The sequence below is a fragment of the Pseudomonas sp. SP16.1 genome, assembly GCF_052682975.1.
Map to the genome: position 1 here is coordinate 1,684,583 of NZ_JBQYFZ010000001.1, position 20,394 is coordinate 1,704,976.

A 20,394-nucleotide genomic window follows, 5' to 3' on the forward strand; every position below is an offset into this window, starting at 1 on the left:
GGAGCCCCTGAATGTCTCAACCACGGATCACGCTCGGCGGTGTCGAGATCGTGCTGCATGCTGGCGCCCCGGTGGAAACCCTGGAGCCCATCGGCGGCAGCACCGTGCTGCGCATGAGCGACGGCGCGGGCATCAAGCAGCAGCACTGGGAGCGCATGGCCGGGAGCATCAGCGGTGATGGCTGGATGCCGCCGGGCCTCGATGGCCTGGACTACAGCGGCCCGCTGGAGCTGCGCAGCACCAAGGTGCAGAGCATCGGTGGCAGCGGCTTGGTCTACACGCTCACCAGCACACCGCGCCCGGACGTGGCGCCCTGGGGGCTGGCGCTGGTCGGCCGAGACTGGGTTAAGACCGCCTGCGCGGTGGTCGACGGCGTGGCCACGCTAACCGCCGTAGCCGGCGCTACCGCTTACCGCGCCTGCTGGCTGCCGGTGTTCTCGGTGTTCGCCAACCGCCCGAGTGAGTCGCAGAGCGGCGCCACTGGTGGCCACACCTGGTCCCTCACCTGGGAAGAGGCCTGACCCATGCTGATCAACGGCGCGCCGATCAATGGCGCCACCCTGAACGGCGCCCAGGCCTCGGGCGTGCCGGTGGAGCCGGTGTATGTGGTCCGCGGGCAGGCCTTCACCTGGCGCCTGCGCCTGATGGTGGGCGGCGTGGAGCGCACCGGCCAGCTCACCGGCGTGGTGGACGTGGACCGGGAGGAGAACGCCGCTGGCGTGGCGGGGTTCGTGCTGTACCTGCCGCCCGGCCCTGTGGTGCCGCCCGATTGGGTCGGCCAGGCGGTGACGCTGGACTACATCAGCCGCGACCGCGACGGTGTGGTGACCGAGGCGCGCGTGTTCACCGGGCGCATCGAGCAGCCGGCCTGGGACGCCACCAGCCGCCTGCTCAGCTGCGAGTGCAGCGACCAGCGCCAGACCCGCGTCGAGGGCATGAGCATCGCGGCCATCGACGCCCTGGTGCAGGGCTACTGGTCGGCCGACCTGTACGAGCCGGTCGAGGGCCGCTCGCGCTGGGACTACGCCGAGGAGCGCCTGGCCAGCCGCGCGGCCAGCTTGGACTGCTCGCCCACCGGCGAGCTGCGCGTCACCAGCTGGTTCGCCAGCCCCGTGCCGCACTTCGTGTTCGGCCCTGGCACGACCCTGCACGAGAGCGTGCAGATCGAACTGCAGCCCAGCGGCGCCACCACAAACCGGGTGGAGATCGAGGCCGGGTATCGTTACCCGCGGCTGTGGCAGCACAGCGAGCAGTTCGCCTGGAGCCACCCCGAGTACGGCAGCAGCGGCATCCCCGGCTTCTGCCAGTGGCGGGTATGGACCAGCGACCTGCCGACCACGGACGAGATCGAGAGCGCCATCACTGGCGGCGGCCTGCAGCTGCTCGGCCAGGTGGGCGGCTTCAAGCTGCCGGCCTCGCTGGCCGACCCCTGCGGCGATGGCGTGCCCTGGCAGAACGTATTCGACAATCTCTGGCTGGGCGTGAACGTGACTGGTGCCCGGCGCTGGGTGCAGACCGTCACCGAGCACTACCGCATCAACCTGGAGGCCCCCGGCGGTGATGACGAGGCCACCTGGGTGGTGCAGCGCGACTCGGCCAATGCCGAGGTGGAGAGCGACCGCGCCGAGGAGTGGGACGGCAGCGTGCCCAGCGTTACCACCGAGGGCGCCGAGGATCTGGACGACGAGGCCCGCCGGCAACAGGTGCTGCACTGCCTGATCCAGGGCGGCCGCGCGCAGCTGCTGGACGCACACCGCGGCACCACGCTGAGCTGGGAGGTGCCCACCGACCTCGCCCTGGGCGTGGACCTGGTGCACACCCTGAAGTTGGACGACAAGGCCAAGGCGCAGGGCAAATGCCGGCGGCTGCAGCACAGCTTCGACCTGGGCAGCGGCACGGCCATCACCACGCTCAGCGTGGCGGTGATGCGCGGCGGCGGCGTGAGCGACCCGCTCACCGTACCGGCGCGGCCCGACACCAGCCTGGCGCCGCTGCCCAATGGCGACGGCATCGGCCTGCCCACCCAGCTGGGCGGCCGGCTCAACCACCCGATCACCGGGTTGCCGATCCCGCCGTACGACGACACCCGCCTGGGCTTCAGCGGCAACTGGGACGCCGCCGACGATCTCACCGCCGAGCAGTTCCCACATCGCTTCGAGGTGGAGGCGATGGAGATACCCGAGGCCTACCGCGACGAGGCCACCGGCGAGGTGGTGGTGACCTACCGCATCGGCATACCGAACGATCTATTGGAGCTGTGACATGGCCACAGACAATGCGAAAGCTCGCCGCGCCAGTGGTGATGCTATGGCCAAGGCGCGCCGGGCCTCCGGCGAAGCCATGGCCGCCAGCCGCCGCGCTGGCGGCGAGGCGATGGTGCAGCGCCGCACCGGCGCCGCCGAGGTGGCGGACATCAACGCCGTGGTCAGCCAGCCGCGGCAGCGCGCCACCCTGCGCACCGTCGAGCCGCGCGGCGCGCTACCGGCCCAGCGCGGGCGGGGCACCTACGAGGCCCCGGCCGCGAGCACCGGCGGCGGCATCGCCAGCCCGTTGACGGAGCAGAGCGTGGAGTACTGGTCGGCCGGCATCCCCAGCACGGATGGGTTGTTCGTGCTGCCCGCGCGCAAAACCTGGACCTTCAACGACGCCAATGGCGCCGAGGTGGTGTTCGACTTCCCTGAACCAGGAGCAACGCCGTGACGCTGCCTGTGTGGGGGGTGCCCTGGCATGGGCTTGTGAGGGGTGGCCAGCTGCAGCTACCGAACGGCACAACGCGCAGTTACCGTCAGCCGTCGCCGGTGCAGTTCAGTGTTGGCAGCACCCTGATTACCCCGCAGGACACCCACGGCATTACCCATCGACACGCGGCCGGAATGCCGCCCGTTGTGCGCAGCGAGGATGAGGCGGCAGCAGACCTGGCCGCAGGCCGGCAGTGGCGCAACGAGGCCACGCTCTCGGGGGGCATAATTCAGTTGCACACCAAGCAGATCGCCGGTTGGATCTACGTCGACCCGAATGGGGAGCGGTGGCTGGTACGCTGCACCAACCTGGATGAGGGGCCGTTCAGAAATTTCACCGCACCGCTGGCCATTACCGTCTCGCTGCGCCGCTTCGGTCGCTGGCAGCAGCCAGGCGCCCTTTACAGCTACAGCCTGAGCCTCACGTTCGGCGATGTCGGACCCCTGACCTCCGGCAACGTGATGATCGATGCGATCGCGCCAGATGGCAGCAAGGCCATCATCCTGGCCTTCGGAAGGTCGACAGGGCGCCGGATGGGGCGTCAGGCTCGTTCCTTCATTGAGTTGCGCATCGCGGGGCCTGGCGCGGCGGCTACGATCACCTCCGCAGTGGTGCGCGAGTTCGACGACATCAATAAAGCGTCGCCGCCGCTGCCTTCGCACCTCTGGTACCTGGGCACGGACGGCATCTATTACCCGGCGCTGCCGCCGGGCGGCTTCTACGAAGTGGCCGCGCTGGAATGCGTAGCAGCTGGTACGCGCACATTCGAGCGTCTCTGCGCACTGTGGTACGACGCTGCCGGCGTACTGCAGGAAGTGAGCATGCGCCAGGTGCTCGCTTTCGAGTACAACGCGCCGCGGCCGCCCACCTACGAGCCGCCGGACACGCCGTCACCCTACAGCCTCACTTCCACCTGCTCGGGCGAGCTGCAGATCGTGGTCGCCGGGGTGGTGCGCCATGCGGTGAGCATCAGCGCGAGCATGGTGGCCAGCCAGGTCCCCGGGTCAACCTACCGTTCTGGCACGTTCAACTACGAGCACAGCGTGACCATCGACGGCGTGACCCTCACCGGCGCCGCCAGCGAGTTCAAGGGCGACACCGACGGCGCGGCTTTTCCTGAACTGGGGCGCCTAGGCCTCTCGGGCACTTCGGATGTCGCCCTCGTCGGGGCAGAGTGGGGCGCCTTCCCCGGCCTCGAGCCGGCCCTGAACCCAGTCGGCGGTACGGCCACTTTGTACCGTGCGCGCGCCGACCTCTACTGGTACTCCCGCCAGGTGGTGGGGTTTGAGATCTCCACCGAAAACGGCGACGGCGACAACCCCGCAAGCCGCCGCTGGCGCAACCACCCGCCGGTGACGCCATCCGGCCCCGCCGCCGGCAGCGTGCAGGTGCTGGCTGCGGCCACGCCGCCCCCCTACTACGGCTCGCACGACCCCTACACAGGGGCCGTGAGCTGGTACCAGCTGAACCCCGTCTGCTACGTCTAGGAGCACTCATGCAACTCTGGCTCAACAACTGGTCGGCGGCCCTCACCGCCGAGGCCTCGGCCGTGGCCGGGCAACTGACCATTGACCCGGCCGCCGCCGCGCTGCTGGTCGGGCTCGGCACTGGCGACCACTACCTGCTCACCCTGGTCGATATCGACGAGAGCGGGCAGGAGGTGGCCTGGGAGATCGTCACCGTCACCGCGCAGAGCGCGGGCGTGCTCGACGTGTTGCGCGGGCAGGAAGGCACCAGCGCACGCCTCTGGGCCATCGGCACGCCGATCAGCGTGCGGGTCACCCGCGGCACGCTCGAGCAGCTGCGCGACAACGCCGGCGCCGCGCTCAGCGATGCCGCGCCGCAGGCCCTGGGCGCTGCCGCCCCCGGCACCGCGGAGGAGAGCAGCCGTGCAGACCACGTGCACCCGCTGCCGACGCCCGCCGCCATCGGCGCCGCCACCGCAGCCCAAGGCGCGACCGCCGACAGCGCCGTGCAGCCGGGCGACCTGGCCGCCGTAGCCACCAGCGGCAACTACAGCGACCTGATCGGCACGCCGACTATCCCCGCGCTCAGCGACGCACTGCCGCAGGCGCCAGGTGCAGCCGCCGCCGGCACCTCGCCAGCCGCCAGCCGCGCCGACCACGTGCACCCGCTGCCCACGCCTGCCGCCATCGGCGCCGCCACGGCGGCGCAGGGCGTAACCGCCGACAGCGCCGTGCAGCCGGCAGACCTGGCCGCCGTGGCCACCAGCGGCAATTACAGCGACCTGACCGGCACGCCGGCCGCAGCAGTGCCGCTGACAGAGAAGGGCGCCGCCAACGGCGTGGCCACCCTGGACGCCAACGCGAAAGTGCCGCTGGCGCAGCTGCCGGCGTCGGCGATCACCAACACCTACGTGGTGGCGAGCGAGGCCGCCATGCTGGCGCTGACCGCCGAAACGGGCGATGTCGCCATCCGCACGGATATCAGCACCTCGTTCATCCTCGCCGCCGAACCGGCCAGCACCCTGGCCAACTGGCAGGAGATCCTGGCGCCGGCCTCCGGTGGCGGCGCCCCGGTCGGCAGCGCCGTGCCGCAGCCGCTGGGCACGGCCACGCCTGGCGTCAGCACCTCGGCCAGTCGGCAGGACCACGTGCACGAGATGCCGAGCGCCGCCGATGTGGGCGCCGATCCGGCCGGCGCCGCTGCGACTGCCCAGGCCGCTGCCGTGCAGCGCAGCAACCACACCGGCACGCAGCTGGCGGCAACCATCAGCGACCTCGCCGAGGCTGTCCTGGACGTTGCCCTAACCGGCCTCAGCCTGGCCGACTCTGCCCTTGTCGCCGCAACCGACACCGTGCGACAGGCTATCGGCAAGCTGGCTGCGCGCCTGGCGCTGGCGTTCGACCGGGCGAACCACACTGGCAGCCAGGCGATCAGCACCGTTACCGGGCTGCAGACGGCGCTGGACGGCAAAGAAGCGGTGTTGACCGCCGGGACGAACGTCACGATTGACCGTACTAATCCGGCTGCGCCGGTGATCAGCGCAGCCGGTGGCGGAGAGTTCACCGGCGGCACGCTGAGCACTGCGCTCAATGAGGCCCCACTGACCACCTTGGCGTCTGCGTCGACTACCAATATCGGTGCCGAGGCTGCGAATACCATTAATATCAGCGGTACGACCACTATCACTTCGTTTGGCACCATTGCCTCGGGTGCGGTTCGTAGGCTGGTGTTCCAGGGCGCTCTGACTTTGACCCACAACGCAACGTCGCTGATCCTGCCGACTGGAGCAAACATAACGACGGCCGCAGGGGATAGCGCAGAGTTCGTTTCGCTTGGCTCTGGTAACTGGCGCTGCACGGACTACCTGCGTGCCAGCGGTGAGCCCCTGGCGGGGGGCGGTGGTGGTAGTGGGCTGACGCATTTGACCGAGGCGAAAAATACCTCGGCGCCCAACGCAACGGTGCCGGTGGTATCGCTGTCGGTGACGATCACTGAAACCAACGGTGACGTAGCCTTCGTGCCGAAAGGCACCGGGGCGCTGATGGCGGCCATGCCAACAGGTACGGCGTCCGGGGGGAATAAGCGCGGCACGCACGCTACCGACTGGCAAACTAATCGATCGAGCGCCACGCAGGTGGCTAGCGGCAACTACGCGTGCATAACTGGGGGGCAGCAATGCACCGCGAGCGGTTCACACGCCGTTGCCGGCGGCTATTTCGCTGAGGCATCCGGGGCGCAGAGCATTGCTATCGGCGGCCAGAGCGCCTCGGCGACCGCGCAATATGCGACCGCCATCGGGGGAAATGGGCCGTTAGCTAACCAGCAATATGCGACCGCCATCGGGGGTAACGGGGTCACGGTGACCGGCTCTAGTGCAACGGGTGTCGGCGGCGAGAGCAACATTATCGACGGCCCACTATCGTCAGTCTGCGGCGGTGCGCGGGCCACCACCCGAGGCGTTTACGGCGTGGAAGCCCGGGCCGCTGGACGATTCAGCGCGAACGGCGACGCGCAGCGCGAACGTTTTGTGCTTCGGCGCGCCACAACCGACGCCACTCCAGCCGTGCTATCTGCGGACGGGGGTTCCCCAGCAGCGGCTACCCAGGTCACGTTGCCCAACAACGCAGCGTACGGGTTCACGGGTCGATTGGTCGCGCGCGCTTCAGCGTCCGGAGACTGTGCGTCGTGGGAGTTCAAGGGGACTATCCGTCGCGGCGCCAACGCCGCGGCTACGGCGCTGGTTTCCGCCGTTTCGCCGACCCTGGTCGCTGGTGATTCCGGCGCTGCTGCTTGGACAGTCAGTGTGACGGCAGACACCACGCTAGGCTGCTTGAGCATTACCGCCACAGGTGCGGCGGCCACCAACATAAAGTGGGTGGCGGACGTCGAGACGGTGGAAGTCGTCGGTTAATCCCGCGTCAGCCTATGCCATGCCCGCCGCTGTGCGGGCATTTTCGTTTCTGGAGACCCTATGACCCTCTCTGAAATCCGGGAGCAGGCCATCACGCCCGCGCTCGCGCTGCTGCCTGCGCGCATGTCTGAGCATCGCGCCCAGGTCGACCAGCTCATGCTTACCGCCCACCTGCAGGAGGCGCCCAACCGCGAGCAATGCCAGCTGCCCATCCGCCCGGGCAAATGCGGCCCGGCCCGCGGCATCTGGCAGTTCGAGCGCGGCGGCGGAGTGGCCGGCGTGTTGCGCCACCATTCCAGTCGAGCGGCCGCCATTGCTGCCTGCCGGGCGCTGGGCATCGAGCCGAGCATCGAGGGCGTATGGGCAGCGCTGCCTGGCCAGGTGGACGTGATCGACGCCGTATTCGCGCGGCTGCTGTTCTGGACTGACCCGCCGCCCCTGCCGGTGCTGGGGGATGTCGAGGCCGCCTGGCAGTGCTACCTGCGCACCTGGCGCCCCGGCGCATACGAGCGCGGCGATGCAGTTGCCCGCCGCAAGCTGCGGCAGAAGTGGGGCGAGAACTACGCGCGCGTGCTGGAAGCGCTGCAGGTGGCGGCATGATCCCCGCCCAGTACCAGCTGGCCGCCAAGGCCAGCGCCGTGCTGCTGCTCATGGCGTTGGCCGCCGGCGTGGTGTGGTGGGGGCTGGCGCCGCGCATCGCCCTCGAGGCCCAACGCGCCGACACCGCCGAAGGCGCCCAGGCCGAAGCCGAGGCGATGGTGCAGCTGCAGGCCGGCGTACTCGCCGCTCAGCAGCAGACCCTCGGCGAGCTGGCCGACATCGAGCGGCGCATGCAACAGCTCGGCCAGGCCATCACCCGCAACCAAGCCGCCAGCGCGGCCGCCCTCGAGGAGCTCAAACGCAATGACCAGGCTGTTGCCGACTATCTCGCTGCTGCTGTGCCTGCTGTTCTCGGCCGGCTGTACCAACGCCCAGAAACCACCAACCCCGCCGCCTACACAGCCCCGGCTGGAGTGCAGCCTGGTGCCGTGCCGCTTACCGGCCCGTCCGCCGCTGCTGATCAATGACGACTGGCGCCGCGCACTGGACGCCACCGAGGCCGAGCTGCTGAACTGCGCCGGCCAGGTGCTGGCGTGCATCGAAAGGCAAGCGGCGCAGCGGGAGAGGGCGGGCAACTAGATCCGCTCGAGCAGTTCCGGGTAATCGTTGCGATTGTTGCCGACGTCCGTGGTCACGGGGTAGGCGTCGAAGTCCTCGCGGCTGATGGCGATGGCGTTGTGCACCTGCTCGATGCTGGTGGACGGCGACAGCCAGAGGTCGAACTGCTCGGGCGCCAGGATGACGGGCATTCGGTGGTGGATGGCGGCAACCGGCCCAGCGGCGTCTCGCGTCAGTAGCGCGCAGGACAGCACTTCCTGCTCATCCGGCCCAGCCCAGGCCGACCACAGCCCGGCGATGGCTAGCATGCTGTCGTCGGGCGCGTGGTGGTAGTAGGGCTGGTTCACCAGCCGGCCGGCACGGTTGCGCACCTGCTCTTTCTCGTTCCACTCGTACCAGCCCAGGGCCGGCATGATGCAGCGCTGCGCGCGGATCGCCTGGCGCCACATCGGCTTGCTGGCGGCCTCTTCGCTGCGGGCGTTGAAACTGAAGGTCGGCGGAACGGGCTTCTTCCACCAGGTCGGAATCAGCCCCCAACGCGCGCCGTCCAGCTCAAGCACGCCATGCTCGTCGAGGCGCAGCATGGGCACCTGCGTGGTCGGCGCCACGTTGTAACGCCGGATCCACTGCCCAGAGTTACGCGCGCCGATGTGCCAGAACTGCTCAATGGCTCGATCATCGGGGGAGACGTAGCGGCCGCACATGGTTGGCTCCGAGGTCGGGGAAGCCTGAAGGATAGGTGTGATGTGGGGGTGTTTAAAGGTGCCCGGGACGGGCGGGGCGGGAAGATAGGTGCGTGACTTTTGCGTGACTTTCTCACGCACCTATCGGCATTTCTGGGCTTTCGAGTGCAGCGAGCGCCCATTCTAGACCGCATGAATCCAGCGTTTCAGCCTAGTTCCCCAGCATGTCGTGCATGGCGATGATCTGCTCGGCGACCTGGATCAGTTTCTGCTGGCGGCTCATGGCCTGGCGGCGCATCAGGGTGTAGGCCTCTTCCTCGTTGCAGCTCTTCATTTTCATCAGCAGGCCCTTGGCCAGCTCGATGCGCTTGCGCTCGGCCAACTGCGCATCGCGCGCCTGCAGCTGGGCGCGCAGGGCCTGGTCGCTCTCGAAGCGGGCCATGGCCACGTCGAGAATCGGCTGCAGGCGCTGGGCATGGATACCCTCGACGATATAGGCGCTGACGCCGCTCTGGATCGCCTGGCGCATGACGCTGGGGTCGTGCTCGTCGGTGAACATGACGATCGGCCGCGGCTGGTCGCGGCTGACCAGTACCACTTGTTCCATCACATCGCGGCCGGGCGATTCGGTGTCGATCAGGATGACGTCGGGGCGCACGGCTTCGACCCGTTCCGGCAGGTCGATGGTCAACCCGGATTCGTCGATGACCTCGAAACCGGCCTCGGTCAGCGCCGTCTTCAGACGGCCAACTTTCTTCGGGGTGTCGTTGATCAGCAGGATACGCAACATCTGGTGGTTCTCCGGGCGATTACAGGGCGACAGCCGGGCTGTCGGCCAGGGCATGGAGACTGAAGCTGCGGGCGTAGCCGGTCGGGTCGCTGCCGTCCCAGCAGGTGCCGTCGAGCAGCGTGGCGCTGCGCATGTCCGCGGGTATGGGGATATTCAGCGCCTGCGCGGCCGCGCGGTAAAGCCCCAGTTGCTGCACCTGGCGAGCGACACCGAGGTAATCCGGGTCGTCGCGCAGCAGGCCCCAGCGGCGGAACTGGGTCATGAACCACATCGCGTCGGAGAGGTAGGGCATGTTCACCGCGCCGTCGGCATGAAAGCGCAGCGGATGGGCGTCCAGCCAGGCATGGCCGAGGCCGTCCTGATACTGGCCGAGAAAGCGCGGCTGGATGGCCGACAGCGGCGCATCGACGTAGTCGTGGCCACTGAGCAATTGCGCCGTGCTGCGCTTGTTCTCCTCGCTCTCGTCGATGAAGCGGCTGGCCTCGAGCACCGCCATGATCAGGGCGCGGGCGCTGTTGGGATGGCGCTCGACGAAGGCGCGGGTGCAGCCGAGCACCTTCTCCGGGTGATCGGCCCAGATCGACTGGCTGGTGGCGATGGTGCAGCCGAGGCCCTCGTCCACCGCCTGTGCGCTCCAGGGCTCGCCGACGCAGAGTCCGTCGATGCGGCGCGCCTTGAGGTGGGCGATCATCTGCGGCGGCGGCACCACCACGCTGTCGACGTCGCGCAGCGGGTGGATGCCCTGGCTGGCCAGCCAGTAATAGAGCCACATGGCGTGGGTGCCGGTAGGGAAGGTCTGGGCGAAGGTCAGGCGTGCACCCTGTTGGTGCGCATGCTGCCGCAGTGCTTCGCCACTGCTCACGCCAGCGTCCAGCAGCGGCTGCGACAGGTTGATGCTCTGGCCGTTCTGATTCAGGCCCATCAATACTGCCATGTCGGTAGCCGGCGCGCCGAGCCCGAGCTGGACGCCGTAGATCAGGCCGTAGAGGCTGTGTGCGGCGTCCAGTTCGCCGCTCAGCAGCTTGTCGCGCAGCCCGGCCCAGGAGGTCTGGCGCTGCAGATTGAGGGTCAGCCCGTGTTTCTCGGCAAAGCCCTGGGTGGCGGCCACTATCACCGAGGCCGCGTCGGTCAGAGCCATGAAACCGATGTTCAGCGTGCGCTTCTCCGGTGCATCGCCGCTGCCAGTTCCGCCCGGCGCGTCGCCGGGGACTGCTTGTTGTTCGCTCATGTTGCTTGTCCCTTCTCCACGCAAAAAGGCGCCGTGCCCATGCCTGCCGCTGGGGCGGCATGGGAACGACGCCGTTGTCGTTGAGCGGCTTCCGCCGTTGAAAGCGCTCTGCTAGCGGGACTGAAGCAATGCATATGCCATTGTCGGCGGCGTGCAGGTGTTCGCCGCCGCGGCTGACCGATCCGGGCGTAAGCGAGGCCGCCGAGGTGCAGTCGCTAGCGCTCCAGCATCTGCTTGACGCTGCTTTGCGGGATCTGCTGCTTGCGGCCTTCGCTGTCGGTGAACTCGATCATGCCGGTGTCCTTGTCCAGCTCAGGTTTGCCATCGCTGGTGAGCATCTGGCCGTCGGTGGTGGTGATGATGTATTCGCTGCTGCAACCGGCCAGGCCGAACAGGCACAGGGCGGCGATGATCCATGGTTTCATGATGTGCTCCGAGTGGTCGTTTGGGGTATCCCCAACTCAGAAGGTAGACGCTGCCATTGCGGCCGCAAGGCGGGTGCGGCAAAAGGTCCTTTGCCTAGGCGCATAAAAAAGCCCCGCACGGGGCGGGGCTTCTTCTACAGCGCTGGGATCAGGCTTGGACGACCGGGATCTTGGCGTTGGCCGCCGCTTCGCGGAACTCGGCGATCTGGTCGAAGGAGAGGTAGCGGTAGACGTCGGCAGCCATGCTGTCGATGTCCTTGGCGTACTGCATGTACTCCTCGACGGTCGGCAGCTTGCCGATGATCGAGGCGACCGCTGCCAGTTCGGCGGAGGCCAGGTACACGTTGGTCGCGTCGCCCAGACGGTTCGGGAAGTTACGGGTCGAAGTGGAGACCACGGTCGAACCGGTCTGCACGCGGGCCTGGTTGCCCATGCACAGCGAGCAACCCGGCATTTCCATGCGCGCGCCAGCCTTGCCGTAGATGCCGTAGTAGCCTTCCTCGGTCAACTGGTGGGCGTCCATCTTGGTCGGCGGAGCCAGCCACAGGCGGGTCGGAATGCCGCCCTTGACCTTGTCCAGCAACTTGCCGGCAGCACGGAAGTGACCGATGTTGGTCATGCACGAACCGATAAACACTTCGTCGATCTTCTCACCGGCGACGGTGGAGAGCAGGCGGGCGTCGTCCGGATCGTTCGGCGCGCAGAGTACCGGCTCCTTGACCTCGGCCAGGTCGATCTCGATGACTTCGGCGTATTCGGCATCGCTATCGGCAGCCAGCAGCTGCGGGTTGGCCAGCCAGGCTTCCATCGCCTGGGCGCGACGCTCCAGGGTGCGGGCATCGCCGTAGCCTTCACTGATCATCCAGCGCAGCATGGTGATGTTGGACTGCAGGTACTCGGCGATGGCCTTTTCCGGCAGCTTGATGGTGCAGCCGGCGGCGGAACGCTCGGCCGAGGCGTCGGACAGCTCGAATGCCTGCTCCACGGTCAGCTCGTCGAGGCCTTCGATCTCGAGGATGCGGCCGGAGAAGATGTTCTTCTTGCCCTTCTTCTCGACGGTCAGCAGACCCTTCTGGATGGCGTAGTAGGGGATGGCATGCACCAGGTCACGCAGGGTGATGCCCGGCTGCAGCTTGCCCTTGAAACGCACCAGCACGGATTCCGGCATGTCCAGCGGCATGACGCCGGTGGCCGCGGCGAAAGCGACCAGGCCGGAACCGGCCGGGAAGGAAATGCCGATCGGGAAGCGGGTGTGCGAGTCGCCGCCGGTGCCGACGGTATCCGGCAGCAGCATGCGGTTCAGCCAGCTGTGGATGATGCCGTCGCCCGGACGCAGGGACACGCCGCCGCGGGTCTTGATGAAGTCCGGCAGGGTGTGGTGGGTGGTGACGTCGATCGGCTTCGGATAGGCCGCGGTGTGGCAGAAGGACTGCATCACCAGGTCGGCGGAGAAGCCCAGGCAGGCCAGGTCCTTGAGCTCGTCGCGAGTCATCGGGCCGGTGGTGTCCTGCGAACCCACGGTGGTCATCTTCGGCTCGCAGTAGGTGCCCGGACGCACGCCCTGGCCTTCGGCCAGGCCGCAGGCACGGCCGACCATCTTCTGCGCCAGGGTGAAACCCTTGCCGCTGTCGGCCGGAGCTTCCGGCTTCTTGAACAGGGTGGACGGCGCCAGGCCCAGCTCGGCGCGGGCCTTCTCGGTCAGGCCGCGGCCGACGATTAGCGGGATGCGGCCACCGGCGCGCACTTCGTCGAGCAGCACGTCGGTCTTGAGCTGGAAGCTGGTGACCAGTTCGTCGCTGCCGTGGCGGCGCACTTCGCCCTTGATCGGGTAGACGTCGATCACGTCGCCCATGGCCAGGTTGGTGCAGTCGAACTCGATCGGCAGGGCGCCGGCGTCTTCCATGGTGTTGTAGAAGATCGGGGCGATCTTGGTGCCGAAGCAGAAGCCGCCGGCACGCTTGTTCGGCACGTTCGGGATGTCGTCGCCGAAGAACCACAGCACCGAGTTGGTGGCGGACTTGCGCGAGGAGCCGGTACCGACCACGTCACCGACGTAGGCGACCGGGTAGCCCTTGGCTTTCAGGGCTTCCATCTGCTTGATCGGGCCGACCGAACCCGGCTGGTCCGGCTCGATGCCGTCGCGGGCCATCTTCAGCATGGCCAGGGCGTGCAGCGGGATGTCGGGGCGCGACCAGGCGTCCGGGGCGGGGGAGAGATCGTCGGTGTTGGTTTCGCCGGTGACCTTGAACACGGTCAGGGTGACCTTCTCCGGCACGGCGGCGCGGTTGGTGAACCACTCGCCGTCGGCCCAGGACTGCATCACGGCCTTGGCGTTGGCATTGCCGGCCTTGGCTTTTTCGGCGACGTCGTGGAAGGCGTCGAACATCAGCAGGGTGTGCTTGAGTTGCGCGGCGGCAACTTCGGCCAGCTCGGCGCTATCGAGCAGTTCGACCAGGGTGGCGATGTTGTAGCCGCCCTGCATGGTGCCCAGCAGTTCAACGGCGCGCTGCTTGCTGATCAGCGGCGAGGCGGCTTCGCCCTTGGCCACGGCAGAGAGGAAACCGGCCTTGACGTAGGCGGCTTCGTCCACGCCCGGCGGTACGCGGTTGGTGATCAGGTCTACGAGGAATTCTTCTTCGCCAGCCGGCGGGTTTTTCAGCAGCTCGACCAGGCCTGCGGTTTGTTCGGCGTTCAGCGGCTGGGGCACGATACCCTGAGCGGCACGCTCTGCTACGTGTTTGCGATAGGCTTCAAGCACAGTTATTACCCTCATCATTGGTCCCAAAGGGTTGTCCGGGACGCGATCCAGATACTCACGAACCAGGCGCTTTTCGACTTTATGAGCCGATCAGCCGAGGTTTCATGAGTCTCTTGTAGAAGCTGCTTTCAAAGTTTTACGCCGGCAGGACGGGGTCTGATGAGGGCGGGCGCAGATACTCGGGGGGACTCCGAGTGGCTGCGCCGCCATCGTACCTGCAGGATCGACTGTGCTCGTGACGCTTTGAAAACAGCTTCCAACGGACATTGGCGCCGTAAAAGGCGGGCCGATTCTACTGGAAAGCGCGGGCAAAGTTAAGCCGATGTGCCAGCCTTGGCGGGGGTGATCTGAATTAGACAAAGGGCTAAGATAGCTGGCCGTTCTCCGCCTCCTTAGCCTTTTCCATGTCCGATCAGCGTATCAAGACGCCCTGCGTGGGCTTGTGCTCGACCGTCTACGGTGACGTGGTCTGTCGGGGCTGCAAGCGCTTCCACCACGAGGTGATCAACTGGAACGGCTACAGCGAGGAGGAGAAGCGCGCGGTCTGGTCGCGCCTGGAGGTGCTGCTGGTGCAGGTTATGACCGCCAAGCTCGAAGTGTTCGACGAGCACCGCCTGCGCGCCCAGTTGGAACAGAGGCAGATTCGCTTCGTACCGCAACAATCGCCTTATTGCTGGGCCTACCAGCTGATCGCGCGCGGGGCGCGGGTGATCAATCAGCTCGACGCCTACGGCATGGCGCTTTTGCCGGAGTTTCGCGACTGGCCGCTGCCCGACCTGCGGGACGCCATCGACCGTGAGTTCTTCCTGCTCTCCGAGGCGCATTACGAGCGCTATATCGCGCCGAAATTCCTGCGCGAAGGCATGGAGCTGCGGGTGTGAGGGCGGGGCGGTAGCCCCGAGGCAGTCCGGGAGCTTTCGCTTGGCGATTCGCTTGCTGGTCCTGGTTCGCGGCATAAAAAATGCCGCACGGTATCCCGGGCGGCATTTCTGGTCTGAGCGGTGCCGTCTCAGCGTTGCGCCACCAACTCCTCGAGATGGGCGATGATTTCGTCAGGCTTGAGCACCAGCACGTCGCTTTCCAGCGAATCCAGAATCACCTCGGCGGTATTACCGATCAGGGCGCCGGACAGTCCGGTGCGCGCCACGGTGCCGATCACCGTGACCGCCGCGCTCAACTGGTGGGCCAGCTGCGGGATCAGCACATCGGCGGGGCCTTCGACGACGTGCAGGCGATCGTCGCGGATGTCGTACTCGGCCTGGAAACTGCGGCATTGCTCGCGATAGCGCGCCTCGATGGTTTCCTTGAGCTGGAAGGTGGGATCCGCCGCCGACAGCATCGGCGTCGGGTGCGCGCTGATCACATGCAGTTCGCCCTTGGCTAGCGCGGCGATGTCGTAGCCATGGCTGATGATGCCGGCATGCAGGGTGCGGTGCTCGCTGTCGGCATTGCCGACATCGACCGCCGCCAGGATGGTTCCGCCGGTCCAGGGTTTGTCGGTCTTGACCAGCAGTACCGGCCCTGGGCAATAGCGCAGCAGCTTCCAGTCCTCGGGCGTGAGGATGGCCTTCTTCAGCGGGTTGTCCGGCAGGTGCTGCTTGACCACCAGGCCGCAGCCTTCGGCCTGTTGCACGGCGATGATGGTCTGATAGACGTTCTCGTGCCAGGCCTGCTGGGTGGAGACGTCGAAACCCTCCTCGGCGAGGGTGCTGCTGAGGTCGGCGAGCATGGTCGTGTGATCGCCCTGCTTGCTGCAGACCAGCAGGTGCAGATGGGACTGGGTTACCCCGGCGATCAGTTTGGCGCGTTTGAGGGCGAGCCCTTCCGGGTGTTCCGGTTCCAACACCACGAGGATGCTGCGAATCGCTTGCATGGTCGTCTCCCTGATAATCAGTAGCGGTTAACCAACTATAGGCGGCAGGCCCCGGGGGCCTCGTTGACCTGTATCAACGGCGCGCTGGCCGTCTCGGCGCTCACTCGTATAATGGCCCGCCATTTGTCACCCTGCCAGCCGCCGAGGGCGCTTTCCGATGATGTCCATTGCCCAGCATGTTCCGAGTAAAGGCGGGGAATCCGTGTCGATCCTGCAGGAAATCCTCGAGTTCCTCGGTGGCGTCGCCACCCCCGAACGCTGGCTGGCCGAGGCCTTGCGTCAGCAGGAGATCCTCCTGCTCGACCATCGCAACCTGGAGTACAAGGCGGCGCAAACGGCGCTCAGCCTGATGGGACGCTACCTGACCAAGACCGAATTGACCGCGAGAATGTCGCGTTTGGCCCGCGAGGAGCTGGTGCATTTCGAGCAGGTGAGCAAGATCATCCGCGCCCGCGGCATCGAGATCCGCCATGTTTCGGCCTCGCGCTACGCCGCCGGCCTGCGCGCGCTGCTGCGCGGTGGGGAAGTGGAGCGGTTGGTGGACGTGCTGGTGGTGGGGGCCTTTATCGAGGCGCGTTCGTGCGAGCGTTTCGCTGCGCTGGTGCCGCATCTGGATGCCGAGCTGGGCCGCTTCTACGCCGGCTTGCTGGAGAGCGAGGGGCGTCATTATCGCGGCTACCTCAAGCTCGCCTACCTGTACGGCGATGCCGCCGATGTCGATGCGCGCATCGAGACGGTGAGGGCGGTGGAGCGGGAACTGATCCTCTCGCCGGACGAGCAGTTCCGTTTTCACAGTGGCGTGCCTCTCTAGGGCGGCCGGCTGGGGCGCCATTCTTCGGTTTCAGCAGGTCTTCGCCGCCGGGCTCGCCAGCGGCGCCTTGCCGCTGCGCAGGATCACGACCGCCAGCGCCACCAGCAGTAAGGACTCGCCCGCCAGCACATGGAACGCGCTTTGCAGCGAGCCCGTTTCTTCGCGCAAATAGCCGGTCAGCAGGTTGCCCAGGGTGCCGCCCAGGCCGAAAGCGATCATGCAAACGCCACTGATCTGCATGGTGGCGATCGACGAATAGTGCTGGTTGACCCAGCCGGCGACTATGCCCCACATCGGGAAGTACATCAGGCCGTAGCCGAAGCCGACGACCAGCGCCCACCTGCCCGGGTCGTAGACGAACGCCAGCAGGCCCAGGGCGAAGACGCTGAAAATCAGCAGCAAGGCAGTGGCGTGGCCCTTGCGATCGGCCAGCCTGCCGATGATCACGCCCGCGACCATGCCCGTGCCGCCGACCATCGTCCAGGTGTATCCACCGAGGGTGGCGGGCAGCTGGAGCTCATCGAGGTAGGTATTGAGCCAGTAGGAAAACGGCATGGTGGTCAGGCCCACCAACAGACAGATCAGACAGGCGAACAGGGCGGTACGCTCGCCGAGAATGGTGGCGAGCAGACGGCGGGCCGCGATGCCCGTTTCGAGGTCGCTCGGCACAACCTTGGGCAAACTCTCCAGGCTGTTCAGCAGATGCCAGGTCAAGCCCACCACCAGGAGGCCGAACAACGAGGCGACCTGCCAACTGGCCTGCCAGCCGAATGCGGGGGCCACCAGCAGGATCAGCAAGCCGTTGATGGCGTAGCCCCAGGCCGTGCCGCTGGAGGCGCCGGACAGATAGGTCGAGCGGTCTTCGGCGCGGGCGCAGCGGCTCAGGATCTCGACGATGCAGCCCCAGCAGATCGCTGCGCTGGCGGCCAGGCAGGTCAGCACCAGGGTGATCAGCATGGCATCGTTCAGCTGGGACATGCTGAACAGCAGGCTGCTGCTGGTGATGCCGCTCAGCAGGATCAGTCGCCGGGTGCCCAGGCGATGGCCGAGCAGCCCGAGCAGTGTGGCCCCGCCCAGATAGGCCAACTGGCTCAGTGCACCGATGGTCGCCAGTTGCCAGGGGCTGATGTCGATGGACTGGCGCATGAACGGCAACAGGGCAGCGAACAGAAACATGCCGAATCCATGGCTGACGATCTGATTCATGCCGAACGTGATGGGCATCCGCATTGCTTCGGGCTCCGTGAAGGCTCGAGGGAGATCCGCGGGAGGCGGATCGTCGGTCCGCTAAACATAGAGACTTGTCAGGTTTCACGGAAACGATAAATATTGATCGCCATATTCAATGAAGTTGAATTCTGCCATGCGCGATCTCCCCATCGTTCTGCTGCGCACCTTTGTCGTCGTCGCCGAGACCCTTAACCTGACCTCCGCGGCAGCTCGCCTGCATCGGGCGCCTTCGACCATCAGCATGCAACTCAATCGGCTGGAGACCCTGGTTTCGGCCGAGTTGCTGCAACGCGGCCAGTACGGCGTCAGGCTGACCCAGGCCGGCGAGCAGCTGAGGTCTTGTGCGCTGCAGTTGCTCAACCTGCATGACCGCATTCTGGGTACCTTCCAGCATGCCGAAGTCACCGGGCAGGTGCGCTTCGGTACCCATGACCAGTACGCAACGCGTAGCCTTACGCCGCTGCTCGAGGCCTTCGTCTTGAGTTACCCCGAGGCGTGCCTGGAAGTGCTCTGCGACCATCGTCCCGAGCATCTGGCAGCACTGGTGGCAGATGGCAGGCTGGACCTGGCTTTGGTGGAAATGCCGGGTTCGTCCATTGGCGGTCGCCGACTGTTTCGCGACCAACTGGTCTGGGTGTGCGCCGAGACCCATTCGACCCATGAGCGCACTCCCTTGCCGCTGGCGGTGTTCGTCGAGGGGTGCCTGCACCGTGATTCGGCGTGCGCTGCGCTCGCCGACGCGCAGATCCCGTATCGGATCGCTTTTACCAGCCAGAGCCGGGCCGGTGTGCTGGCCGCCGTGCGGGCAGGTATCGGCGTGGGCATCATTCCCCGCTCGACTCTGGAGCCGGGCCTGCTGGTGATCCAGGACGCATTGCCTCCCTTGCCTGGCACGGATATCACCTTGTTCGTCGGCGACCGGGTCAACGAGGCGACCCGGCGTCTGGCGCAGACCATCCAGGCCAGCCCGCAGTACATGCGCCATGAGTGATCTTCGTTGCCACGCGGGCGCGCACCGTTGCTGGCGGTGATCAGTTAAGAGGGAACGGCGCCAGCTGCCACTGCGGGCCATCCACCTGCAAGGCCCAGCCCTGGCGATCCCAGTCGCCGAGTACGATGCGCCGTGCCGGTTGCCCGTTCACCTCCAGTTCATGCAGCGCCGGCCGGTGGGTGTGGCCATGGATCAGCGTGCGCACGCCGTGCGCGGCCATCACCTCGATCACCTCCGCAGGCGTGACGTCGACTATCTCGCTGGCCTTCATCCGTGTCTGCGCCCGGCTTTCGTTGCGCAGCCTGCGCGCCAGTTTCTGTCGGGTGGCGAGCGGCAGGTTGCGCAGGATCAGCAGGATCAGCGGGTTGCGTAGCCAGCGGCGCAACTTCATGTAGCCGGTATCCAGGGTGCACAGGCTGTCGCCGTGCATCAGCAGCACGCGCTCGCCAGCCATTTCGACCAGGCTCGGGTCCTTCAGCAGGGTGCAGCCCGCCGCACGGCAGAATCCTTTGCCAATCAGAAAATCACGATTGCCGTGCATCAGATGGATGCGCGTGCCGGCGTTGCTCAGTTCGCGCAGCGCGCGGGCGATTTCATGCTGGAAGGGCGTCATGCCGTCGTCGCCGATCCAGACTTCGAAGAAGTCGCCGAGGATATACAGCGCCTCGGCCTGGCGCGCGCGAGTGGCGAGAAAATGCAGAAACGCCCGGGTGATGTCCGGGCGTTGCTCTTCGAGGTGCAGATCGGAGATCAGCAGGATCATCAGCTTACTCGGCGACGATTTCGGCCTTCTCGATGATCACGTCGTCCACCGGCACGTCCTGGTGGCCGGCCTTCATGGTGGTGGCCACGGCCTTGATCTTCTCGACCACGTCCATGCCTTCGACCACTTCACCGAACACCGCGTAGCCCCAACCCTGCACGGTCGGTGCGCTGTGGTTGAGGAAGCTGTTGTCGGCGACGTTGATGAAGAACTGCGCGCTGGCCGAATGCGGCTCCATGGTGCGGGCCATGGCGATGGTGCCGACCTTGTTGGCGACGCCGTTGTTGGCTTCGTTCTTGATCGGCGCGCGGGTCGGCTTCTGCTTCATGCCCGGCTCGAAACCGCCGCCCTGGATCATGAAGTTGCCGATCACGCGGTGGAAGATGGTGCCGTCGTAGTGGCCTTCCTTCACGTACTGTTCGAAGTTGGCCACGGTTTCCGGCGCCTTGTCGGCGAACAGCTTCAGGGTGATGACGCCGTGGTTGGTGTGCAGTTTGATCATGGGGGGACTCACTCTCGAATGGGGCAGGGCACCGAGCTCGGGCGGGCGCCGGAGCGGCCACTGCA

The 20,394-nt window shown here is 66.7% G+C and carries 19 protein-coding genes and 1 pseudogene; 11 read left to right on the forward strand and 9 right to left on the reverse strand.

What is annotated here, in order from left to right:
* Window positions 1–11: 11 nt before the first annotated feature.
* The 8 genes and pseudogenes from ACUTAF_RS08225 to ACUTAF_RS08260 form a co-directional block, all read left to right on the forward strand.
* Window positions 12–521: a hypothetical protein gene (locus tag ACUTAF_RS08225; RefSeq protein ID WP_445579519.1), complete on the forward strand. Its 510-nt coding sequence runs from the start codon at window positions 12–14 to the stop codon at window positions 519–521.
* Between the two features lie 3 nt (window positions 522–524).
* A complete protein-coding gene (locus ACUTAF_RS08230) occupies window positions 525–2,261 on the forward strand; it encodes a hypothetical protein (protein ID WP_445579520.1) in 1,737 nt (578 codons plus the stop codon).
* 1 nt (window position 2,262) lies between these two features.
* Window positions 2,263–2,700 carry a hypothetical protein gene (locus ACUTAF_RS08235; RefSeq protein WP_445579521.1) on the forward strand — a complete coding sequence of 146 codons (438 nt, stop codon included), beginning with the start codon at window positions 2,263–2,265 and terminating at the stop codon, window positions 2,698–2,700.
* A complete protein-coding gene (locus ACUTAF_RS08240; RefSeq protein ID WP_445579522.1) occupies window positions 2,697–4,226 on the forward strand; it encodes a hypothetical protein in 1,530 nt (509 codons plus the stop codon). The genes ACUTAF_RS08235 and ACUTAF_RS08240 overlap by 4 nt, the downstream gene beginning before the upstream one ends.
* 8 nt (window positions 4,227–4,234) lie before the next feature.
* A complete protein-coding gene (locus ACUTAF_RS08245; RefSeq protein WP_445579523.1) occupies window positions 4,235–7,117 on the forward strand; it encodes a hypothetical protein in 2,883 nt (960 codons plus the stop codon).
* Window positions 7,118–7,177: 60 nt separating this feature from the next.
* The gene (locus ACUTAF_RS08250) at window positions 7,178–7,717 is read left to right on the forward strand and encodes a hypothetical protein (RefSeq protein ID WP_445579524.1); all 540 of its coding nucleotides are present in this window, start codon (window positions 7,178–7,180) and stop codon (window positions 7,715–7,717) included.
* Window positions 7,714–8,184, forward strand: a complete 471-nt coding sequence (locus ACUTAF_RS08255) for a hypothetical protein (protein ID WP_445579525.1) — start codon at window positions 7,714–7,716, stop codon at window positions 8,182–8,184. The genes ACUTAF_RS08250 and ACUTAF_RS08255 overlap by 4 nt, the downstream gene beginning before the upstream one ends.
* Window positions 8,108–8,296, forward strand: a pseudogene (locus tag ACUTAF_RS08260) (hypothetical protein); the annotation flags it as partial. The gene ACUTAF_RS08255 and the pseudogene ACUTAF_RS08260, both read left to right, overlap by 77 nt.
* Here ACUTAF_RS08260 and ACUTAF_RS08265 read toward each other — a convergent pair.
* The 5 genes from ACUTAF_RS08265 to acnB all read right to left on the reverse strand — a co-directional run bounded on the left by ACUTAF_RS08265 (window position 8,293) and on the right by acnB (window position 14,159).
* Window positions 8,293–8,979, reverse strand: coding sequence for an SOS response-associated peptidase (locus tag ACUTAF_RS08265; RefSeq protein ID WP_445579526.1), 687 nt, complete (start codon window positions 8,977–8,979; stop codon window positions 8,293–8,295). The pseudogene ACUTAF_RS08260 and the gene ACUTAF_RS08265 overlap by 4 nt on opposite strands.
* A 190-nt stretch (window positions 8,980–9,169) precedes the next feature.
* The gene (locus tag ACUTAF_RS08270) at window positions 9,170–9,748 is read right to left on the reverse strand and encodes an ANTAR domain-containing response regulator (protein WP_445579527.1); all 579 of its coding nucleotides are present in this window, start codon (window positions 9,746–9,748) and stop codon (window positions 9,170–9,172) included.
* 19 nt (window positions 9,749–9,767) lie between these two features.
* A complete protein-coding gene (locus tag ACUTAF_RS08275) occupies window positions 9,768–10,976 on the reverse strand; it encodes a CmpA/NrtA family ABC transporter substrate-binding protein (protein WP_445579528.1) in 1,209 nt (402 codons plus the stop codon).
* Between the two features lie 215 nt (window positions 10,977–11,191).
* Window positions 11,192–11,401 carry a YgdI/YgdR family lipoprotein gene (locus ACUTAF_RS08280; RefSeq protein WP_277221059.1) on the reverse strand — a complete coding sequence of 70 codons (210 nt, stop codon included), beginning with the start codon at window positions 11,399–11,401 and terminating at the stop codon, window positions 11,192–11,194.
* A 148-nt stretch (window positions 11,402–11,549) separates the two neighbouring features.
* Window positions 11,550–14,159, reverse strand: coding sequence for a bifunctional aconitate hydratase 2/2-methylisocitrate dehydratase (gene acnB / locus ACUTAF_RS08285; protein WP_445579529.1), 2,610 nt, complete (start codon window positions 14,157–14,159; stop codon window positions 11,550–11,552).
* Between the two features lie 404 nt (window positions 14,160–14,563).
* Between acnB and ACUTAF_RS08290 the strand changes: the two genes are divergently transcribed.
* Window positions 14,564–15,040 (forward strand): DUF1289 domain-containing protein, encoded by a 477-nt coding sequence (locus ACUTAF_RS08290; protein WP_445579530.1) that lies wholly within the window; start codon window positions 14,564–14,566, stop codon window positions 15,038–15,040.
* Between the two features lie 128 nt (window positions 15,041–15,168).
* Here the strand turns inward: ACUTAF_RS08290 and ACUTAF_RS08295 are convergent, their stop codons facing one another.
* Window positions 15,169–16,032 carry a universal stress protein gene (locus ACUTAF_RS08295; protein ID WP_445579531.1) on the reverse strand — a complete coding sequence of 288 codons (864 nt, stop codon included), beginning with the start codon at window positions 16,030–16,032 and terminating at the stop codon, window positions 15,169–15,171.
* A gap of 157 nt (window positions 16,033–16,189) precedes the next feature.
* Between ACUTAF_RS08295 and ACUTAF_RS08300 the strand changes: the two genes are divergently transcribed.
* A complete protein-coding gene (locus tag ACUTAF_RS08300) occupies window positions 16,190–16,843 on the forward strand; it encodes a MiaE family protein (protein WP_445579532.1) in 654 nt (217 codons plus the stop codon).
* A gap of 30 nt (window positions 16,844–16,873) precedes the next feature.
* Here the strand turns inward: ACUTAF_RS08300 and ACUTAF_RS08305 are convergent, their stop codons facing one another.
* Complete coding sequence (locus ACUTAF_RS08305) at window positions 16,874–18,067, reverse strand: MFS transporter (RefSeq protein WP_445579533.1); 1,194 nt, start codon at window positions 18,065–18,067, stop codon at window positions 16,874–16,876.
* A gap of 139 nt (window positions 18,068–18,206) precedes the next feature.
* Here ACUTAF_RS08305 and ACUTAF_RS08310 point away from each other — a divergent pair, with 139 nt between their 5' ends.
* Window positions 18,207–19,064 carry a LysR family transcriptional regulator gene (locus ACUTAF_RS08310; protein WP_445579534.1) on the forward strand — a complete coding sequence of 286 codons (858 nt, stop codon included), beginning with the start codon at window positions 18,207–18,209 and terminating at the stop codon, window positions 19,062–19,064.
* A 40-nt stretch (window positions 19,065–19,104) separates the two neighbouring features.
* On the opposite strand, the gene lpxH is transcribed toward ACUTAF_RS08310, so the two are convergent.
* Together lpxH and ACUTAF_RS08320 are read right to left on the reverse strand one after the other, a co-directional pair.
* The gene (lpxH, locus tag ACUTAF_RS08315) at window positions 19,105–19,827 is read right to left on the reverse strand and encodes a UDP-2,3-diacylglucosamine diphosphatase (protein ID WP_445579535.1); all 723 of its coding nucleotides are present in this window, start codon (window positions 19,825–19,827) and stop codon (window positions 19,105–19,107) included.
* A 4-nt stretch (window positions 19,828–19,831) separates the two neighbouring features.
* Window positions 19,832–20,329: a peptidylprolyl isomerase gene (locus tag ACUTAF_RS08320; protein ID WP_445579536.1), complete on the reverse strand. Its 498-nt coding sequence runs from the start codon at window positions 20,327–20,329 to the stop codon at window positions 19,832–19,834.
* Between the last annotated feature and the right edge of the window lie 65 nt (window positions 20,330–20,394).

What these genes read in the sequence shown, in the direction of transcription:
- ACUTAF_RS08225 (WP_445579519.1), top strand. Translation starts at nt 12, where the DNA reads ATGTCTCAACCACGGATCACGCTCGGCGGTGTCGAGATCGTGCTGCAT.
- ACUTAF_RS08230 (WP_445579520.1), top strand. Translation starts at nt 525, where the DNA reads ATGCTGATCAACGGCGCGCCGATCAATGGCGCCACCCTGAACGGCGCC.
- ACUTAF_RS08235 (WP_445579521.1), top strand. Translation starts at nt 2,263, where the DNA reads ATGGCCACAGACAATGCGAAAGCTCGCCGCGCCAGTGGTGATGCTATG.
- ACUTAF_RS08245 (WP_445579523.1), top strand. Translation starts at nt 4,235, where the DNA reads ATGCAACTCTGGCTCAACAACTGGTCGGCGGCCCTCACCGCCGAGGCC.
- ACUTAF_RS08250 (WP_445579524.1), top strand. Translation starts at nt 7,178, where the DNA reads ATGACCCTCTCTGAAATCCGGGAGCAGGCCATCACGCCCGCGCTCGCG.
- ACUTAF_RS08255 (WP_445579525.1), top strand. Translation starts at nt 7,714, where the DNA reads ATGATCCCCGCCCAGTACCAGCTGGCCGCCAAGGCCAGCGCCGTGCTG.
- ACUTAF_RS08265 (WP_445579526.1), bottom strand. Translation starts at nt 8,979, where the DNA reads ATGTGCGGCCGCTACGTCTCCCCCGATGATCGAGCCATTGAGCAGTTC.
- ACUTAF_RS08270 (WP_445579527.1), bottom strand. Translation starts at nt 9,748, where the DNA reads ATGTTGCGTATCCTGCTGATCAACGACACCCCGAAGAAAGTTGGCCGT.
- ACUTAF_RS08275 (WP_445579528.1), bottom strand. Translation starts at nt 10,976, where the DNA reads ATGAGCGAACAACAAGCAGTCCCCGGCGACGCGCCGGGCGGAACTGGC.
- ACUTAF_RS08280 (WP_277221059.1), bottom strand. Translation starts at nt 11,401, where the DNA reads ATGAAACCATGGATCATCGCCGCCCTGTGCCTGTTCGGCCTGGCCGGT.
- ACUTAF_RS08290 (WP_445579530.1), top strand. Translation starts at nt 14,564, where the DNA reads ATGTCCGATCAGCGTATCAAGACGCCCTGCGTGGGCTTGTGCTCGACC.
- ACUTAF_RS08295 (WP_445579531.1), bottom strand. Translation starts at nt 16,032, where the DNA reads ATGCAAGCGATTCGCAGCATCCTCGTGGTGTTGGAACCGGAACACCCG.
- ACUTAF_RS08300 (WP_445579532.1), top strand. Translation starts at nt 16,190, where the DNA reads ATGATGTCCATTGCCCAGCATGTTCCGAGTAAAGGCGGGGAATCCGTG.
- ACUTAF_RS08305 (WP_445579533.1), bottom strand. Translation starts at nt 18,067, where the DNA reads ATGCCCATCACGTTCGGCATGAATCAGATCGTCAGCCATGGATTCGGC.
- ACUTAF_RS08310 (WP_445579534.1), top strand. Translation starts at nt 18,207, where the DNA reads ATGCGCGATCTCCCCATCGTTCTGCTGCGCACCTTTGTCGTCGTCGCC.
- lpxH (WP_445579535.1), bottom strand. Translation starts at nt 19,827, where the DNA reads ATGATCCTGCTGATCTCCGATCTGCACCTCGAAGAGCAACGCCCGGAC.
- ACUTAF_RS08320 (WP_445579536.1), bottom strand. Translation starts at nt 20,329, where the DNA reads ATGATCAAACTGCACACCAACCACGGCGTCATCACCCTGAAGCTGTTC.